General features: G+C 66.5%; 11 protein-coding genes, 1 tRNA gene and 1 pseudogene. 7 read left to right on the top strand and 6 right to left on the bottom strand.

Annotation, left to right across the window (positions count from 1 at the left end):
- The first annotated feature begins 39 nt into the window (after positions 1 to 39).
- Positions 40 to 1,416 carry a DNA polymerase Y family protein gene (locus J2X45_RS11925; protein ID WP_404980056.1) on the top strand — a complete coding sequence of 459 codons (1,377 nt, stop codon included), beginning with the start codon at positions 40 to 42 and terminating at the stop codon, positions 1,414 to 1,416.
- Positions 1,417 to 1,541: 125 nt separating this feature from the next.
- The gene (locus J2X45_RS11920; protein ID WP_310214921.1) at positions 1,542 to 4,793 is read left to right on the top strand and encodes an error-prone DNA polymerase; all 3,252 of its coding nucleotides are present in this window, start codon (positions 1,542 to 1,544) and stop codon (positions 4,791 to 4,793) included.
- 151 nt (positions 4,794 to 4,944) lie between these two features.
- Here the strand turns inward: J2X45_RS11920 and J2X45_RS11915 are convergent, their stop codons facing one another.
- From J2X45_RS11915 to J2X45_RS11900, 4 genes and pseudogenes are all read right to left on the bottom strand, one after another.
- Positions 4,945 to 5,988: an NAD(P)-dependent alcohol dehydrogenase gene (locus J2X45_RS11915; RefSeq protein WP_310214919.1), complete on the bottom strand. Its 1,044-nt coding sequence runs from the start codon at positions 5,986 to 5,988 to the stop codon at positions 4,945 to 4,947.
- 120 nt (positions 5,989 to 6,108) lie between these two features.
- Positions 6,109 to 7,992: a nucleoside-diphosphate sugar epimerase/dehydratase gene (locus J2X45_RS11910; RefSeq protein WP_310214917.1), complete on the bottom strand. Its 1,884-nt coding sequence runs from the start codon at positions 7,990 to 7,992 to the stop codon at positions 6,109 to 6,111.
- Between the two features lie 88 nt (positions 7,993 to 8,080).
- The gene (gene glp, locus J2X45_RS11905) at positions 8,081 to 9,307 is read right to left on the bottom strand and encodes a gephyrin-like molybdotransferase Glp (RefSeq protein ID WP_310214915.1); all 1,227 of its coding nucleotides are present in this window, start codon (positions 9,305 to 9,307) and stop codon (positions 8,081 to 8,083) included.
- A gap of 145 nt (positions 9,308 to 9,452) precedes the next feature.
- Positions 9,453 to 10,380 (bottom strand): annotated as a pseudogene (locus J2X45_RS11900) (ferredoxin--NADP reductase).
- 384 nt (positions 10,381 to 10,764) lie between these two features.
- Here J2X45_RS11900 and J2X45_RS11895 point away from each other — a divergent pair.
- Positions 10,765 to 11,181: a hypothetical protein gene (locus J2X45_RS11895; RefSeq protein ID WP_310214912.1), complete on the top strand. Its 417-nt coding sequence runs from the start codon at positions 10,765 to 10,767 to the stop codon at positions 11,179 to 11,181.
- An 18-nt stretch (positions 11,182 to 11,199) separates the two neighbouring features.
- Here the strand turns inward: J2X45_RS11895 and J2X45_RS11890 are convergent, their stop codons facing one another.
- A complete protein-coding gene (locus tag J2X45_RS11890) occupies positions 11,200 to 11,379 on the bottom strand; it encodes a hypothetical protein (protein WP_310214910.1) in 180 nt (59 codons plus the stop codon).
- Positions 11,380 to 11,612: 233 nt separating this feature from the next.
- Between J2X45_RS11890 and J2X45_RS11885 the strand changes: the two genes are divergently transcribed.
- The 3 genes from J2X45_RS11885 to nusG all read left to right on the top strand — a co-directional run bounded on the left by J2X45_RS11885 (position 11,613) and on the right by nusG (position 12,672).
- Positions 11,613 to 11,688 (top strand) — tRNA-Trp (locus tag J2X45_RS11885).
- Between the two features lie 98 nt (positions 11,689 to 11,786).
- Positions 11,787 to 12,104 carry a preprotein translocase subunit SecE gene (secE, locus tag J2X45_RS11880; RefSeq protein ID WP_310214908.1) on the top strand — a complete coding sequence of 106 codons (318 nt, stop codon included), beginning with the start codon at positions 11,787 to 11,789 and terminating at the stop codon, positions 12,102 to 12,104.
- A 10-nt stretch (positions 12,105 to 12,114) separates the two neighbouring features.
- Positions 12,115 to 12,672 (top strand): transcription termination/antitermination protein NusG, encoded by a 558-nt coding sequence (nusG, locus tag J2X45_RS11875; RefSeq protein ID WP_062099019.1) that lies wholly within the window; start codon positions 12,115 to 12,117, stop codon positions 12,670 to 12,672.
- An 81-nt stretch (positions 12,673 to 12,753) separates the two neighbouring features.
- Here the strand turns inward: nusG and J2X45_RS11870 are convergent, their stop codons facing one another.
- Positions 12,754 to 13,818, bottom strand: coding sequence for an alpha/beta fold hydrolase (locus tag J2X45_RS11870; protein WP_310214904.1), 1,065 nt, complete (start codon positions 13,816 to 13,818; stop codon positions 12,754 to 12,756).
- 356 nt (positions 13,819 to 14,174) lie between these two features.
- On the opposite strand from J2X45_RS11870, the gene J2X45_RS11865 reads away from it, so the two are divergent.
- Positions 14,175 to 15,974 (top strand): methyl-accepting chemotaxis protein, encoded by a 1,800-nt coding sequence (locus tag J2X45_RS11865; protein WP_310214901.1) that lies wholly within the window; start codon positions 14,175 to 14,177, stop codon positions 15,972 to 15,974.
- The last annotated feature ends 26 nt before the right edge of the window (positions 15,975 to 16,000 follow it).

The following is a 16,000-nucleotide window of genomic DNA, read 5'->3' as shown; positions in this document are numbered from 1 at the left end:
ACCCGCCGCCTCGCTGCGGTCGATGACCAGGCGCGCTCTGTGGGTCTATACCCCGGCCAGAAGGCCGCTGACGCCCTGGCCCTGGTCCCCAACCTCGTCACCGTCGACCATGATCAAGCGGCTGATCGCGCGGCGCTGGAGGCTTTATGCGACTGGTGCGTGCGCTTCTCGCCGGCGGTGGCGATCGACGGTGACGACGGCCTATTCCTGGACATCACCGGGACCGATCACCTGTGGGGCGGCGAGGCGGCCATGCTGGTCGATCTGATCTCCCGGCTGGCGCGCTGGGGCGTGCCGGCGCGGGCGGCGATTGCCGATACGGCCGGCGCGGCCTGGGCCCTGGCGCGGTTCGGGCCCGACCTCGCCATCGCGCCGCCGGGGGAGCAGAGAGCCTCTATCGCGCCCCTGCCTGTCGCAGCCTTGCGCCTGGGCGAAGACGCCGAAGCCCAGCTGCCCCGCCTGGGCCTCCACCGCGTAGGCCAGGTTCTGGCCCTGCCCCGGGCGCAACTGGCCAAGCGCTTCGGCCTTGCAGCGGTGTTACGCCTGGATCAGGCTTCGGGCCAGGCCGCTGAGGCCCTGACCTTCCGCCGTCCGGCCTCGCCGTGGTTTGACCGTCTGGCCTTCTTCGAGCCGATCAGCGCGCCCGAGGACCTGGCCCGGGTGGCGGCCGACGCCCTGGCCCTGATCTGCGCCCGGCTGGAGGCCGAGGGGCGTGGCGCCAAGCGGTTCGAGGTCGTGTTCCACCGCCTGGACGGCCGGAGCTTTCCGGTGCGCGTGGGTCTGGCGCGGATCGGCCGTGACGCTCAGCGGCTGGCCAGGCTGGTCAAGCCCAAGCTGGACGTGGTCGATCCAGGCTTTGGGATCGAGGTGGTCACCGTCCACGCCTCGGCTGTGGAGCCGATGGGGGCGGCGCAGGAGCGCCTCGACGCCGACGCGGAGGCCAGCGCCGACGAGACCCTGGCGCCGCTGATCGACCGCCTAGTCAACCGCTTGGGCGAGAACCGGGTCTGGCGCGCCGATCCGTTCGAGAGCCATGTGCCCGAGCGCTCGGTCGTGCGCGTGGGGCCGCTGGATCCTCCTGCGTCGGCGCGGTGGGACTCCGACCGGCCGCGACCTGTGCGGCTGTTTAAGCGGCCTGAAGCCATTGTCGCGATCGCGGCCGAGCTGCCCGATTATCCGCCGCGCCTGTTCACCTGGCGCGGGCGCTCACATCGTATCCGGCGGGCTGAGGGGCCCGAGCGCATCGGCCAGGAATGGTGGCGGGCCGGCGTGGCGAAGGGCGAGGCCGGGCCGGGCAAGATCCGCGACTACTATCGCGTTGAGGACGATGACGGCGGTCGGTTCTGGATCTTCCGACAGGGCCTCTATGGGGGCGAGGACGCGCCGAAATGGTGGATCCATGGCCTGTTTGGTTAGGGGGCTCAAATCCTCCCCCTATGGGGGAGGCGGCGCGAAGCGTCGGAGGGGGGAGGGGCAAGGCCTAAAGGCTTCCCCCTCCGTCGGCTACGCCGACACCTCCCCCGCGAGGGGGAGGACCTAACATGCGCCCGCCCGCCTACGCCGAACTGCAGGCGACCACCAACTTCTCATTCCTGCGCGGCGCCTCGCATGCCGAGGAGCTGGCGCTTACGGCCGAGGCGCTAGGCTTGACGGCGATCGGCATCGTCGACCGCAACAGTCTGGCGGGCGTGGTCCGCGCCTGGACGGCGGCCAAACGGCATTCAATCCGTGTACTGACGGGTTGCCGCCTGGACTTCATGGACGGTACGCCAAGCCTGCTCTGCTATCCCACCGACCGCGAGGCGTTTGGTCGCCTGACGCGCCTTCTGACCATCGGGCAATTGCGGGCCGAGAAGGGCGAGTGCCACCTGACCTGGGCGGATTTCCTGGATCATGCCGAGGGGCAGCTGGGACTGATCGTGCCGCCCAGGGTCCTGGATGACCAGTTCGCACAGGACATTACGCGCATGGCCGGCGACCTGCGGGGCCGTTCATGGCTGGCCGCCAGCCGGGCCTACGCCGCCCGGGACCTTCAGCGCCTGGCGCGGCTGGAGAGTCTTGGCCGAGCGGCTGGCGCGCCGATGGTCGCCACCAATGACGTTCTCTATCACGGCCCGGAACGACGCCCGCTGCAGGACGTGATCAGCTGCGTGCGCGAGCATTGCGCGATCCAGGAGGCGGGTTTCCGCCTGGAGGCCAACGCCGAGCGCCACATCAAGTCGCCGGAGGAGATGGCGCGCCTGTTCGACCGCTGGCCACGCGCGGTCGAGCGGACGGTCGAGATCGTCGAGCGCATCGGCTTCGACCTGAAGGACATCCGCGAACAGTATCCGGACGAACCGGTGCCGCCCGGCAAAACCGCGATGCAGCACCTGACCGACCTGACCTGGAAGGGCGCGGCCTGGCGCTACCCGAACGGCGTCAGCGCGAAGGTCACCGCCCAGATCCAGGAGGAGCTGCGGCTGATCGAGAAGATGGACTACCCCAACTACTTCATCACCGTGCACGACATCGTGCGCGAGGCTCGCAGCATGGGCATCCTGTGCCAGGGACGGGGCTCGGCGGCCAATTCCTCGGTCTGTTTCTGCCTGGGCGTGACGGCGATCGACCCCACCGAGCACCGCCTGCTGTTCACCCGGTTCATCTCTGAGAACCGGGGCGAGCCGCCTGACATCGACGTCGACTTCGAGCACGACCGGCGCGAGGAGGTCATGCAGTATGTGTACCGGCGCTATGGCCGGGACTATGCGGCCATCTGCGGGACGGTGATCCACTATCGCCCGCGTAGCGCTATCCGCGATGTGGGCAAGGCGCTAGGCCTGACCGAGGACGTCACCAGCCTGCTGGCCGGCACGGTCTGGGGCAGCTGGGGCGACGGCCTGCCGGAAGAGCATCTGCGCAAGGCGGGACTGGATCCCGAGGCGCCGGAGATCGCCCGCGCGGTCGGGCTGGCGAACGACCTCATCGGTTTTCCGCGTCACCTCTCCCAGCATGTCGGCGGCTTTGTCCTGACCAAGCGTCGCCTGGACGAGACCGTGCCGATCGGCAAGGCGGCGATGAAGGATCGGACCTTCATCGAATGGGACAAGGACGACATCGACAGCCTGGGGCTGATGAAGGTCGATATCCTGGCGCTAGGCATGCTGCACGCCATCCAGCGGGCCATGACGATGCTGCGCGAGGATCACGGTCAGGCGTGGCTGAAGGACCTGGCCGACATCCCCAAGGAGGTTCCGGGCGTCTACGACATGCTCTGCGCAGCCGACAGCGTGGGCGTGTTCCAGGTCGAGAGCCGCGCCCAGATGTCGATGCTGCCAAGGCTGCGGCCCCGCGAGTTCTATGATCTGGTCATCCAGGTGGCGATCGTGCGTCCAGGGCCGATCCAGGGCGACATGGTCCATCCCTACCTGAAACGCCGGAACGGCGAGGAGCCGGTCGACTGGCCCAAGCCCTCGCCCGAGCATGGTCCGCCCGACGAACTGCAGGAGATCTTGGGCAAGACCTTTGGGGTGCCCCTGTTCCAGGAGCAGGCCATGAGCCTGGCCATTGAGGCGGCCAAGTTCACGCCTAACGAGGCCGATGGCTTGCGCAAGGCCATGGCGACGTTCCGCAATCTGGGCTCGCCGGACGCCTATCGCGACAAGTTCATCGAGGGCATGGTTGGGCGCGGCTATGAGCGCGCCTTCGCCGAGCGCTGCTTTAAGCAGATCGAGGGTTTCAGCCACTATGGCTTTCCCGAGAGCCACGCGGCCAGCTTCGCCAAGCTGGTCTATGTCTCGGCCTGGATCAAGTGGGCCTGGCCCGACGTGTTCTGCGCGGCGCTGATCAACGCCCAGCCGATGGGCTTCTACCAGCCGGCCCAGCTGGTTCGCGACGCGCGGGAGCACGGGGTCGAGGTGTTGCCGCCCGATATTCTGAGCAGCGACTGGGACTGCACGTTGGAACCAATCAGCCCAGGCTTTCGCGCCCCTCACGTTCGCCATGACAAGGTTGCGTGCCAGAAGACCCGCCCGCACTGGAAGGCGGTGCGCCTGGGCTTTCGCCAGATCAAAGGCCTGAAGGAGAAGATCGACATCCCGCCGCTGTTGAAGGCCCGGGCCGAGGGCGCGCGCACGCCGGCGGAATTCGCCCAGAGCGGCGTACCGCAGAAGGCGCTGGAACTGCTGGCCGAGGCTGACGCCTTCGCCTCGGTGGGGCTAAGCCGTCGCGAGGCCCTCTGGGCGGTGAAAGGGCTGAAGGGCGAGCACAAGGCGCTGGTTCAGGCGCCCCTGCTGGCTGGCCTGCCGCTGTTTGAAGAGCGCGTGGCGCTGCCGGCCATGGCCGCGACCCAGGAGGTGGCCGAGGACTATCGGACCACCAGCCTCTCCCTGAAGGCCCATCCGATCGGCTTCTATCGATCGATGCTGGCCGCCCGGGGCGTGGTCCCCGCCGATCGACTGCTGTCGCTGAAGGACGGCGCAAAAGTGTCGGTGGCGGGTCTGGTGCTGATCCGCCAGCGGCCCGGTACGGCCAAGGGCGTGGTGTTCGTCACCCTCGAGGACGAGACGGGCGTGGCCAATGCGGTGGTCTGGAAGGACCGGTTCGACGCGGACCGAAATGTGGTGATGACCGCCTCGTTCCTGATCGTCCATGGCCGGGTGCAGCGGGCCGACAACGTGCTCCACGTGGTGGCCGAACGCTTCACCGACCTGTCGGCTGAGCTCTCAAGCCTCCGCGACGAGCCCGGAGCGCCCGCGCCGCGCATGCGCCAGAAGGTGTCGGGACGCCTTCTGCGCAGTCGCGATTTCCACTGAGGCCAAGGCGGGGAAACGTCTATGCGGCGTTTCCCCGGGGCCCCGCGCTAGAGCATTTTTCGAGCGAAGTGGTTCCGGTTCGCGTGAAGAAAAATGCGCCAAAACAAAAGATTAGAGCTCACGGCCTGACGCAGTCAGGTCGTGAAATGCTCTAGAGCGTGGCCATGTCGATCACGAAGCGATAGCGCACGTCGCTCTTCTGCATGCGCTGGTAGGCTGCGTTGATCTGGTCGATCGAGATCACTTCGATGTCGGCGACGATGTTCTTCTCACCGCAGAAGTCGAGCATCTCCTGCGTCTCCTTGATCGAGCCGATCATCGAACCCGCCAGGGTGCGACGGCCGGGGATCAGGGCGAAGGCGTTGAGCTGGGCCGGTTCTTCCGGCGCGCCGACCAGCACCATCGTCCCGTCGATCTTCAGCAGCGCCAGGTACGCGCCCCAGTCCAGCGGCGCCGAGACGGTGCAGATGATCAGGTCGAACGTATCGGCCAGGCTTTCGAAGGTCGTGGGATCGTTGGTGGCGTAGTAGTGGTCCGCGCCCAGCCGCAGGCCGTCGTCCTTCTTGGACAGCGTCTGGCTCAGAACCGTAACCTCCGCGCCCATGGCGTGGGCCAGCTTGACGCCCATGTGGCCCAGACCGCCCATGCCCAGGATCGCCACCTTCTTGCCGGGACCGGCGTTCCAGTGGCGAAGCGGCGAATAGAGCGTGATGCCCGCGCACAGCAGCGGCGCGGCGGCGTCCAGCGGCAGGTGTTCGGGGATCGACAGGACGTAGTCGTCCTTGACCACGATATGATCGGAATAGCCGCCATAGGTCGGCGTCTCCGAACCCGGCTCGAAGCCGCTGTAGGTCAGTACTAGGCCCGGCTGGTACTGCTCGCGGTCGAGGTCGCGCGCGGCCTTACAGGTGACGCAGCTGTCGACGAAGCAGCCGACGCCGACATGGTCGCCTTCCTTGAAGCGGGTGACGTTGGCGCCGACGGCCGTGACGACGCCGGCGATCTCGTGGCCGGGAACGATCGGATAGACGCTCTGACCCCAGCCGTTGTCGACCATGTGGATGTCGGAGTGGCAGACCCCGCAGTACTTGATGGCGATGACGACGTCGTCAGGGTTAGGGTCGCGACGATCAAACGTGAAGGGCGCAAGCGGCGCGCCTGCGGCGGGCGCCGCGTAGCCTTTGGCGGTGGCCATGGGATAGTCCTCGGATTTTGGGAGACGATCGGGGAGGATCGCGGAGGTCGTATCTCACGAGAAATCCGAACCCGTTAGATCGATCCTCCAGGTCTCCTGCACGATCCTCCAGAGCCGAGCTTACGACGCCCGGATCTTGACCACCTTGGACGGACCGACCTGACGAAGGTCCTCCACCAGTTCGAACAAACGGGCGCGCACGCCGGCTTCGTCGCCGACTTCCGCCAAGCCGTCCAGCTCGGCCAAGCGCTCATCGGCGATCGTCGGGGCGGGGGCCAAGCGCACCGCCTCCATGATCCCCGGCGCCTTGAGACGCGCGACCTCGTTCACGTCGACGAGAGTCTCCGTCAGCTTCTCACCAGGCCGCAGCCCCGTGATCTGGATCTCGATGTCGCGCCCAGGCGCGAGGCCCTGAAGCTCGATCATCCGCCGGGCCAGGTCGATGATTTTCACGGGCTCACCCATCTCGAGGGTCAGCACGCCGGCTTCGGGTTCAGAGGCGATCATCGACAGGGCCACGGCCCGGAGCACCAGCTGCACGGCCTCCGGGATGGTCATGAAGTAGCGCTCGACCTCGGCGTGGGTCAGGGTGATCGGGCCGCCGCGAGCAATCTGGCTCTTGAAGATCGGGACGACCGAACCGGCCGAACCCAGCACGTTGCCAAAGCGCACGATGCTGACCCGCATGTCGCCGCCGCCGCCGTACTGGCGCGCGACGGCCTCCGCCACCCGCTTCGCAGCGCCCATGACGCTGGTCGGCGCCACGGCCTTGTCGGTCGAGATCAGGGCCAGATGCGCCGCGCCACAGGCCTTCGCCGCGACAGCTACGTTCCGGGTGCCCAGCACATTGGTGCGCACGCCCTCGCAAGGATGGTTTTCGACCAGAGTCACATGCTTCAACGCTGCGGCATGGAAGATGATGTCCGGCTTCATCTCCGCGAACACGCGCTGGACGCGCGCGGCGTCGCGGACGTCGCACAGCGCTTCGCGCCGGGCGAGGATCGGGTGCCGCTCGGCGATCTCGCGATCGATGTGGAACAGGTTGTACTCGGAGGCGTCCACCATGGTCAGATGCGCGCAGCCACTGGCGGCGATCTGGCGGCAGAGCTCGGAGCCGATGCTGCCGCCTGCGCCGGTGACCAGCACCCGACGGCCGGAGACGAGGGCGCGGACCGGCTCAGGGTCGAGGCGCACCGGCGGCCGGCTCAGGAGTTCCTCGATACTGATCTCGCGCAGCAAGGGCGTGTTCGCCGCGGCGCCCATCTCGACCACGCCGTGACGGCGCAGCAGGCGTACGCCTTCGGTCTTCAGACGACCCAGGCGTTCGGCGCCGAAGGTGCTCATCGCGCTGTCGGTGAGGAACAGGATGGCGGCCGGCGACAGGCCGCTGTCGCGCAGACGGGCCAGGACACTGTCGAAGTCGGCGATGGAGCCCAGCACGCAGACGCCGCGCAGTTCGTCGCCGGTCTCGCGATCCAGCGGCGAGACCACGCCGATCGGGGCGTAGCGTTCGCCAAGGCCGGCCGGTGCGCGCAGAAACGCCTCCGCCTCGGACGCCGAACCGATGATCAGCAGTCTCGGCAGGGCCGGGTGCAGCGATGCAGGGCCAAGGCGCAGAACCGAGTCGAGCAGCATGCGCTCATGCAAGCTGCGGCGGACCACCCGCAGCGCGGAGAGCAGGGCGGCCTGGATCAGCGCGGCGCCCGCCACCGTGCGCAGGCCTCCGTCGATGCCCGGATGGGTCAGGCGCGTGATCACCAGAAACGCCGCCGCCGTCAGCACGGCCGACCGGAGAAGTCTCAAATGGTCGGTTGCGGAGACGAAGCGCCACGGGGCTCGCTCGACCCGGAAGGCCAGCTCCACGATGAAAGCCGCCAGGCCATACAGGGTCGCCTGCAGCAGCGTGTCCCGCGTGAACGGCATGTCGATGACGAGATAGCGGCCGGCGAGCAGGGCCACGAAGGCCAACAGGACGTGGGTCGCGATCTTTCCTGCATGCCCCATGAAACGAACCTCTGAAGCGGTGAAGGTCGGGTCACGCCCGGCGAACTCAAATCCGGGCTTAGCACGTCAATTCTGTGGCGTCGCGGTTTCAGCCGCGCCGGAGCGGCAGAACTTCCACCAGGTCTCCCGTCGCGGCGGCGGGCGCGCCGACCGGTCTTCGCAGGAGAGCATCGGCGCGCGCGAACACGCCGACCAGCGAGGAATCCTGATCGGGGAATGGCGTCGCCACGGTTCGCCCGTCGGCATCTGTCGATAGCGAGGCGCGCATCCAGTGCTCGCGCGGCCCGCCGGCAGGAAGCGGGATCGCCAAACGCGCGGGCGTGAGACGAATATCCGGCGCCGCTCCGACCAGCGCCGCCAGCAGCGGCCTCAGAAAAAGCTCCGCGCAGACCAGCGCCGAGGCCGGGTTGCCGGGCAGGCCCAGAACGCGGCGGCCGTCGGCCAGGCGTCCGCTCCAGGTCGGCTTGCCCGGGCGCAAGGCGACCGTCTCGACCGACAGCGTCAAACCCAGCGTCTTGAGCGCGGGCTTGACCAGATCGTGGTCGCCGACCGAGGCGCCGCCGATTGTGACCACCAGATCCACCGCCGCCGGCGCCACGGCGGCGGCGATCGCCTCTACATCGTCGCCTTGGGCTGAGAGTCGCACAGCCTCGCCGCCCCAAGCCTCGATCAGCGCCGCGAGACTGCACGAGCCGCTCTCGAAGATCTGGTCAGAGCGGGGCGTCGCGCCGGGTGGAACCAGTTCGTCCCCTGTCGCCAGGATCGCCACGCGGGGACGGCGCGCCACCGAAACCTCGGCGCGTCCGGCCGCTGCGATGAGGGAAAGGCGCCAAGGGTCGATGACAACGCCGGCCTCCAGCAGGATGTCGCCGGGCTTGAAGTCGCCGCCGGCGGGCCGGACGTTGGCGCGAGGATCCTTCCCCGCATCGCAACGGACGTCATCGCCGTCGCGGACCGCTTCCTCCTGGATGATGACAAGATCTGCGTCCGCCGGAAGTGGCGCGCCGGTGAAGATCCGCACCGCTTCGCTTGCGCCGAGAGGGCGGGGGTAGGCGGCGCCGGCCGCGCTTTCACCGACGATCCGAAAGCGCGCGCCGGGCGCGTAGTCTGCGCGCCGGATCGCCCAGCCATCCATGGCCGAGGCGGCGAAGGGCGGTTGCGCGCGACCGGCGACAACCGGCTCGGCGAGACATCGCCCCAGGCTCTCGGTCAATCGCACGGATTCAGCGCCCAAGCGGAACGCATCGGCGAGAATGCGCTGGCGCGCCTCTTCGACGGTCAGGTTTTTGAGGCTCGGAGGGGGCGAGTCGACCATCGTCAGACCGTAACCGATCTGGCGTCAGCGGCTCTAGAGCCTCGCGCGTCAAAACGGAATCGTTTTGACGCGATAACGAGGCTCTAAATCAGAGACTTAGAGCGTGAGCCGCGCCGAAACCGGTTCCCACTTTCGGCGTCGCGCCCTAGCCGACGAACGCCCGCTCGATCACAAAATCGCCGGGTTCGGCGTTGGAGCCTTCCTTGAGGCCGTGGGCCTCCAGCAGGGCGGCGGTGTCCTTGATCATGGCCATCGAGCCGCACAACATGGCCCGGTCGTTTTCCGGATCGAACTTGTCGCCCTCGATGCCGAGATCCGAGAACAACTTGCCGCTTGTGATCAGGTCGGTGAACCGGCCTTGCCGCTCGAACGGCTCGCGGGTCACCGTCGGATAATAGGTCAACTGGGCGCGGGCCTCGTCACCCACCAGCGGATCGTCGAAGATCTCCTGGGTGAAGAGGTCGCGATAGGCCAGTTCCTTCACCTCGCGCACGCCGTGGGCGACGATGACGCGCTCGAAGCGGCTATAGGCGTCTGGATCGCGGGCCACCGACAACCAGGGCGCCAGGCCCGTGCCGGTGCCGAACAGGAACAGGCGCTTGCCGGGACGCACGGCGTCCAGCACCAGGGTGCCGGTCGGCTTCTTGCCCAGAAGGATTTCGTCGCCTTCCTGGATCAGTTGCAGGCGTGAGGTCAGCGGGCCGTCGGGGACCTTGATCGAGAAGAACTCCAGCTCTTCTGCGAACGATGGCGAGCCGATCGAATAGGCGCGCAAGGTGGGCTTCTTTTCACCCAGCTCTTCGCGCGCGGGCAGGCCGATCATCACGAACTCGCCTGACCGGAAGCGGAAGCTTGCAGGGCGGGTGATCGCGAAGCTGAACAGTCGGTCTGTCCAGTGTTTCACCCACAGCACCTTCTCGACGAAGTACGGGGCTTCCTTCACGGGGGCGGCGGCGGTCGCGTTGGCCGTCATCTGAATTCTTCGTGTCCCTGACGCGCTCAGCGCGGAAAAGGCGGGCGCGCCCACGGCGCATGATGGAGCCGCCCAGGCCCTTTGGCGGCGCTTGTCTCATGTGTGAAAGCGCATCGTGATGTCAACGCCGGTTGTCTAATGCCGGGTTGTGAAAAACTCCTGCCCTGGAGGTCGGTGCCGACCCATGCGGCCTGTGTGAAGTCCACGAAAAGTATTTCCAAGCTTAAGAAAATAAAAACTCGGGTTTGCAAACGGATGTTTAAATGAGGGTTTCAGCCTGATTACGTGGAAGATTATTTCTGGCGCGGCGTTATGTGTGTCTGAGGCGTGCCCCTGTCGATGCCTTCGAGGAAATGACCATTTCCTATCACGAAGACGTACGGACCAAGTTTTCGAAAACGGCGAAATTGTGATTGCCGCGCCCCGAAACCGAGCGCAGACTTCACGTTGCTTCGTTCGCGAAGCCAACGATACGGAGGAACGTATGCGGGTTTGGTTCTCAGGGGCCGCCGCGGCGGCCAGTCTAGTAGCGTTTGGTTTGGCCGGTTGCAGTGACGGCGGCGCGAAGACAAAGGTCGCGCAGGCTCAGCAAGTCATCGTGGAGGCGACGCCGGTCACGGCGTCGGGGTGTGTTCGTCCGGTGGAGAACACCGACTGCCTCGTCGTGAAGGGCCGTGGCGGCGGATACTATGACATCAGCACGGCGAGCCCGGCGCCGGACCTGAGCAAGGGGGTTGCGATCTCGTTGCAGGGCAAGGACATGGGCAAGAATACCCAGTGCGGCCGCCAGTTGACGGACGTGCGATGGTCTTACCTGGGTATTCAGTGTGGCGCGTCCGTGCCCGCCAGCAGTTCGTCAACGGACAAGGGCGACAAGGCTAAGGAAAGCAAGGCCGGTTAGCGCCTTGTCGTCCGCCCTCTACGCCTCGCCGGAGCCCGGATCCGTCTGGGTTTTCGGCGAGCGGGTGCTGTCGGCCGCCCCTCGAGGCTCTGTCGCGGGACGCGGCGCTTCGCCTTCGCGGGCGGGGCGCATGTTCTCATGCTCGACTTCCCGATTCGAGGGGCGATCTTCGGTGGGCGGATTCGATAGGCTGGGCATGAGCGGGTAACGTGCGGCGCGCGGCTTTGATCCCGGAAGGCGGGGCGAAGGGGCTACGCCGCAAACTTCCGCATGCCAAAAGCGGCAATCCTCCGCCCCCCGCTTGCCGGGCGGGTGCGACCCTGCTAAATGGCGCGGCTCTGGCGACAGAGACAGGCGCGCCGAGGCTTGAACGCTTCCGGCGCGCTGTCTGTCTCCGGATGTCCGTCGGCCCGAAAGGGCGGTCGGTCCGCAGGAGTGTAGCTCAGCTGGTAGAGCATCGGTCTCCAAAACCGAGGGCCGGGGGTTCGAGTCCCTCCACTCCTGCCACTATATGTTTCCGACGGGTCGGTGTTTCGGCCCGATCGTTTTGGCCTCCGGGGCGCTCGCCGACCCGGGTCATTTAGAAAGTCGTGAGCCTCAAGAGCATGGCCAGGAAACCGGGATCCAGCCCGTCCGCGATGAAGAACCGCGCCGCTAAGACGGCGGCGGCGATGGCGCCTGCGGGCGCCGGCGCGACGGGCGCAGCCGCTCCCGCTCCGAAGAAGCGCACCAGCCCGGTGCAGTTCTTCCGCGAAGTGCGCGCCGAGGCTCGCAAGATCACCTGGACCACCCGCAAGGAGACCTGGATCACCTCGGTGATGGTCTTCATCATGGTGGTGCTGGCTTCGCTGTTCTTCACCGCCGTGGACGGCGGCATTGGCTTCGCCATCAACCAGCTTCTGAAGCTGGCGACCGCGGGATAAGATAGAGACGATGAGCACCGAAACCGCGTCCAACCCGAACCACAAGTGGTACATCGTCCACGCCTACTCGAACTTCGAGAAGAAGGTGGCCGAGAGCATCCGCGAGCAGGCCAAGAACCAGGGCCTGGAAGAGAACTTCTCCGAGATCCTCGTGCCGACCGAAGAGGTCGTCGAGATCCGTCGTGGCCGGAAGGTCAACGCCGAGCGCAAGTTCTTCCCGGGCTACGTGCTGGTGAAGATGAATCTCTCGGACGAAGCCTACCACCTGATCAAGAACACGCCGAAGGTCACGGGCTTCCTGGGCAGCGGCTCCAAGCCGATGCCGGTTTCGGAAAAGGAAGTTCAGCGGATCGTCGGCGCCATCGAAGAAGGCGTCACCGCCCCGAAGGCCGTGGTGCTGTACGAAGTGGGCGAGAACGTCCGCGTCACCGACGGCCCGTTCGCCAGCTTCAACGGATCGGTGGAGTATGTCGACGAAGAGAAGTCGCGCCTGCGTGTCACCGTCTCGATCTTCGGCCGCGCCACTCCGGTCGAGCTGGAATACAATCAGGTCGAAAAGATCGCCTAAAGGCTTTCAGGTCTGCTGAAATCGAAAGCCCCGCGCCTGTCAGGCGCGGGGCTTTTGCGTTTCGGGCGTGGCGCTGCGTCTCTACTGGGCCAGCAACTTGGCTAGATCCGCTTTCCAGAACTTCGCCGCCGTGTGGGTGCCGTGACCTCGCGTCTCCGTGGACGCCGGGATCAGGACGAAGCGCGCCTTGGGCATTCGCTTGACCAATTGTTCGGCCAAGCCCAGCTCCGGCGGATTGATGAAGTCGTCCGCCGAGTTGATCCAGAGGACCGGCACGGTGATCTTCTCCAGAGCAGGTGAAGGGTCGTAGTTCCGGGACGCGTCGATGTAGTAGAGCGCGTCGTTGGCGTCGATCGCGCCGATCCGGGCGTTGAAGGCTTGGTCCAGCGCCTTCTCAGTCGCCTCGCGGGTCGGATACTGCGCCTGTTGAGCCAGGGGATTGGCTCCCGCCAGGATGAGAAGATCCGTGAGGGTGCGAAGGCCCGCCAGCGGCTGGGTCGTGTAGTTCCCATCCATCCAGGCCGGGTCCGCGCGAATGGCGTCTATCGCCATCTTTCGCCACATGCGGTTGCGTCCGGCCAGCGGCACGGCGTTACAGGCGAAGGGAGCCAGACGCTCGGCGAAGCCCGGATAGGTTTCGCCCCAGACAAAGGCGTGCATGCAGCCCATCGACGTGCCGAGAATCAGCTTGAGACGCTTTACGCCCAGACCCTCGACCAGGAGGCGGTGCTGCAATGCGACCATGTCGTCGTAGTCATAGCGCGGGAAGGCCATGCGCAGCCCGTCGCTCGGCTTTGATGAGCCGCCATGCCCGATATTGTCGGGCAGGATCACATAGGTCGTCGCCAGATCCAGAGGCTGGCCCGGACCATAAAGCTCATCCGCGAAGATCGGGACCAGGAAGTTGCGGCCTGAACCGCCCGTGCCGTGCAGGACCATTACCGCGTTGTCGATCTCGCCCTGGGCGTTCCGGTGTGGTGTCCCCAAGGTGGTGTATCGCATGCGCACCTCCGCCAGCGTCTCGCCGGATTTGAAGGTGACGTCGCGGGCGAGGAAGTCGCCGCTTTGGGTAGGCCAGTCCGCAGCGAATGCGGACAAGGGCAGGGATAGGGCCGCCAGCAGGGCGGCGAAGATCATGCGGGTCATGCGAGGAGCCAGGAGCCCTTTCAGGTCTGATTGATCCGGCCAGATCGGACAAAAGGCCCCGCTTCAAAAGCTGAGGGCGTTTTCGCTCCGATCCCGCTTCACACTAGTCGGAAATCGCTCTGGGCTAACAGGGGTCTCAGTCAAGGTTGGCGCAGCCGCTACGGACGATCTCCCGACCCAGAAAGAAACGCGCAGCCATCAGCGTGAGTGCGTTTCGGGAAGACGCATCGCGTTGACGCCTTCTTTCGCCGCGACGGATTGTCGCTCGCAATACAAGAACAATGTTCTCGCTTTGATTTTAATCATTTTTCAGGGCGATTAACCAAATGGTCGGGCGAACCACTAGGAAAATTCCCGTGCGCGCCAGCATCTCCACCAAGGTCAGCCTGACGATCGCTCTGGCCTTCCTTGTCCTGACCCTCGCGGTCCTGGGAATCGTCGCCAAAAGCTCGCTCGACTTCGCGCGCCGCCAGGCGACCCAGAACCAGGAAGCCAGCATGCGCGTGGCCTGGGACGTGGTCGGGGAGCGCGACAAGGCGTTTCGACGTGAAGGCGATACGCTGTTCGTGGGTGATCGGGCGCTGAACGGTGACTTTGAAGGTGTCGACCGCGTGAAGGCCCTGGTCGGCGGGACGGCCACCGTCTTCATGGGCGACAAGCGCATCACCACCAACGTCACCAAGCCCGACGGTTCACGCGCCGTGGGCACCGTTCTCGCCAAGGGTCCGGTCTATGACGCCGTGCTGGGCCGCGGGGAGCCCTATCGCGGCGAAGCCAAGATTCTGGATCGGCCGTTCTTCGTCGCCTACGATCCGATCAAGGACGCGTCGGGCCAGGTGATTGGCGTGCTCTATGTCGGCGTTCCGCAAGCCGACTATTTCCAGCCGGTCTATCGTCAACTGACCCTGCTGGCCGCCGCCTGCGTCTTGCTGGGCGCCGCCGGGGCCTTGGCCTCAGTGCTGATGGCGCGGCGACAGTTGTCGCCGCTGGGGGCCTTGCGCGGGGCCATGAACAAGCTGATGGCCGGCGACCTCACCGTTGAGCTCCCGTTCGCCGGCCGACAGGATGATATCGGCCAGATGGCGGACGCGGTGCATCGCTTCCGAGACGAGTCGCTCGAAAAGAGCCGCTTGGCGGGCGAAGCCGCAGCCGCGCGCGCTTCGGCGGAAGCCGAGCGCGAGGCCGCCGGCGCCGAAGGCGCGCGTCGCGCCGCCGATCAGGCCCAGGTCGTACGCCGACTGGCCGATGGCCTCCAGCGCCTTTCGGACGGCGATCTGACGGTCCGTCTCACCGAGCCCTTCGCAGAGGACTATGAAGGCCTTCGCGCCGACTTCAACCGCGCGGTGGAGGGGCTGGAGGGGGCCATGGTTGCTGTGGTGTCGGCGGTCGCGCAGCTCAACGCCGGGGCCGGCGGCATCGCCGACGCCGCCCACGACCTGTCTCGGCGCAGCGAAGCCCAGGCCGCCAGCCTGGAGGAGACCGCCGCCGCGCTTGACGAGATCACCGCCACGGTTCGCAAGACCGCCACCGGCGCCCAAGAGGCCTATCGCGCCGTCAGCGAGGCCCAAAGCGAGGCGAGCCGTTCGCGCGAGGTTGTCGCCTCTGCGGTCGAGGCCATCGGCGGTATCGAGGTTTCTTCGCGTCAGGTCGCCCAGATCATCACCGTGATCGACGAGATCGCCTTCCAGACCAACCTTCTGGCCCTAAACGCCGGTGTCGAAGCCGCCCGGGCCGGCGAGGCGGGGCGAGGGTTCGCCGTGGTCGCTCAGGAGGTGCGGGCGCTCGCCCAACGCTCGGCCGAAGCCGCCAAGGAGATCAAGACTCACATCGCCGACTCTGAGCGACAGGTCGAGGCGGGCGTGTCGCTCGTGGGCGCGGCGGGAGACACCCTGCAGCGTATCGCTGGTCAGGTCAGTGCGATCAGCACCGTGATCACCGAGATCGCCGCCAGCGCGCAGGAGCAGTCCGCAGGCCTTTCCGAAGTCAACACGGCGGTCAACAGCATGGACCAGGGCACCCAGCACACCACGGCCATGGCCAGTCGCTCAGCGTCGTCCAGTCAGGCGCTGCTCGACGAAGTGCGAGGACTCGCCGAACTGGTGCAACGGTTCCAGGTTCGTGAAGGTGCGGCGCAGGCGATCCGGCGCGCAGCCTAGAAGAGCCGCGTGACGCGGCGTTCGCC

The sequence above is a fragment of the Caulobacter sp. BE264 genome (assembly GCF_031457805.1).
GTDB lineage: Bacteria > Pseudomonadota > Alphaproteobacteria > Caulobacterales > Caulobacteraceae > Caulobacter.
This window is presented reverse-complemented; position numbering and strand designations above follow the sequence as displayed.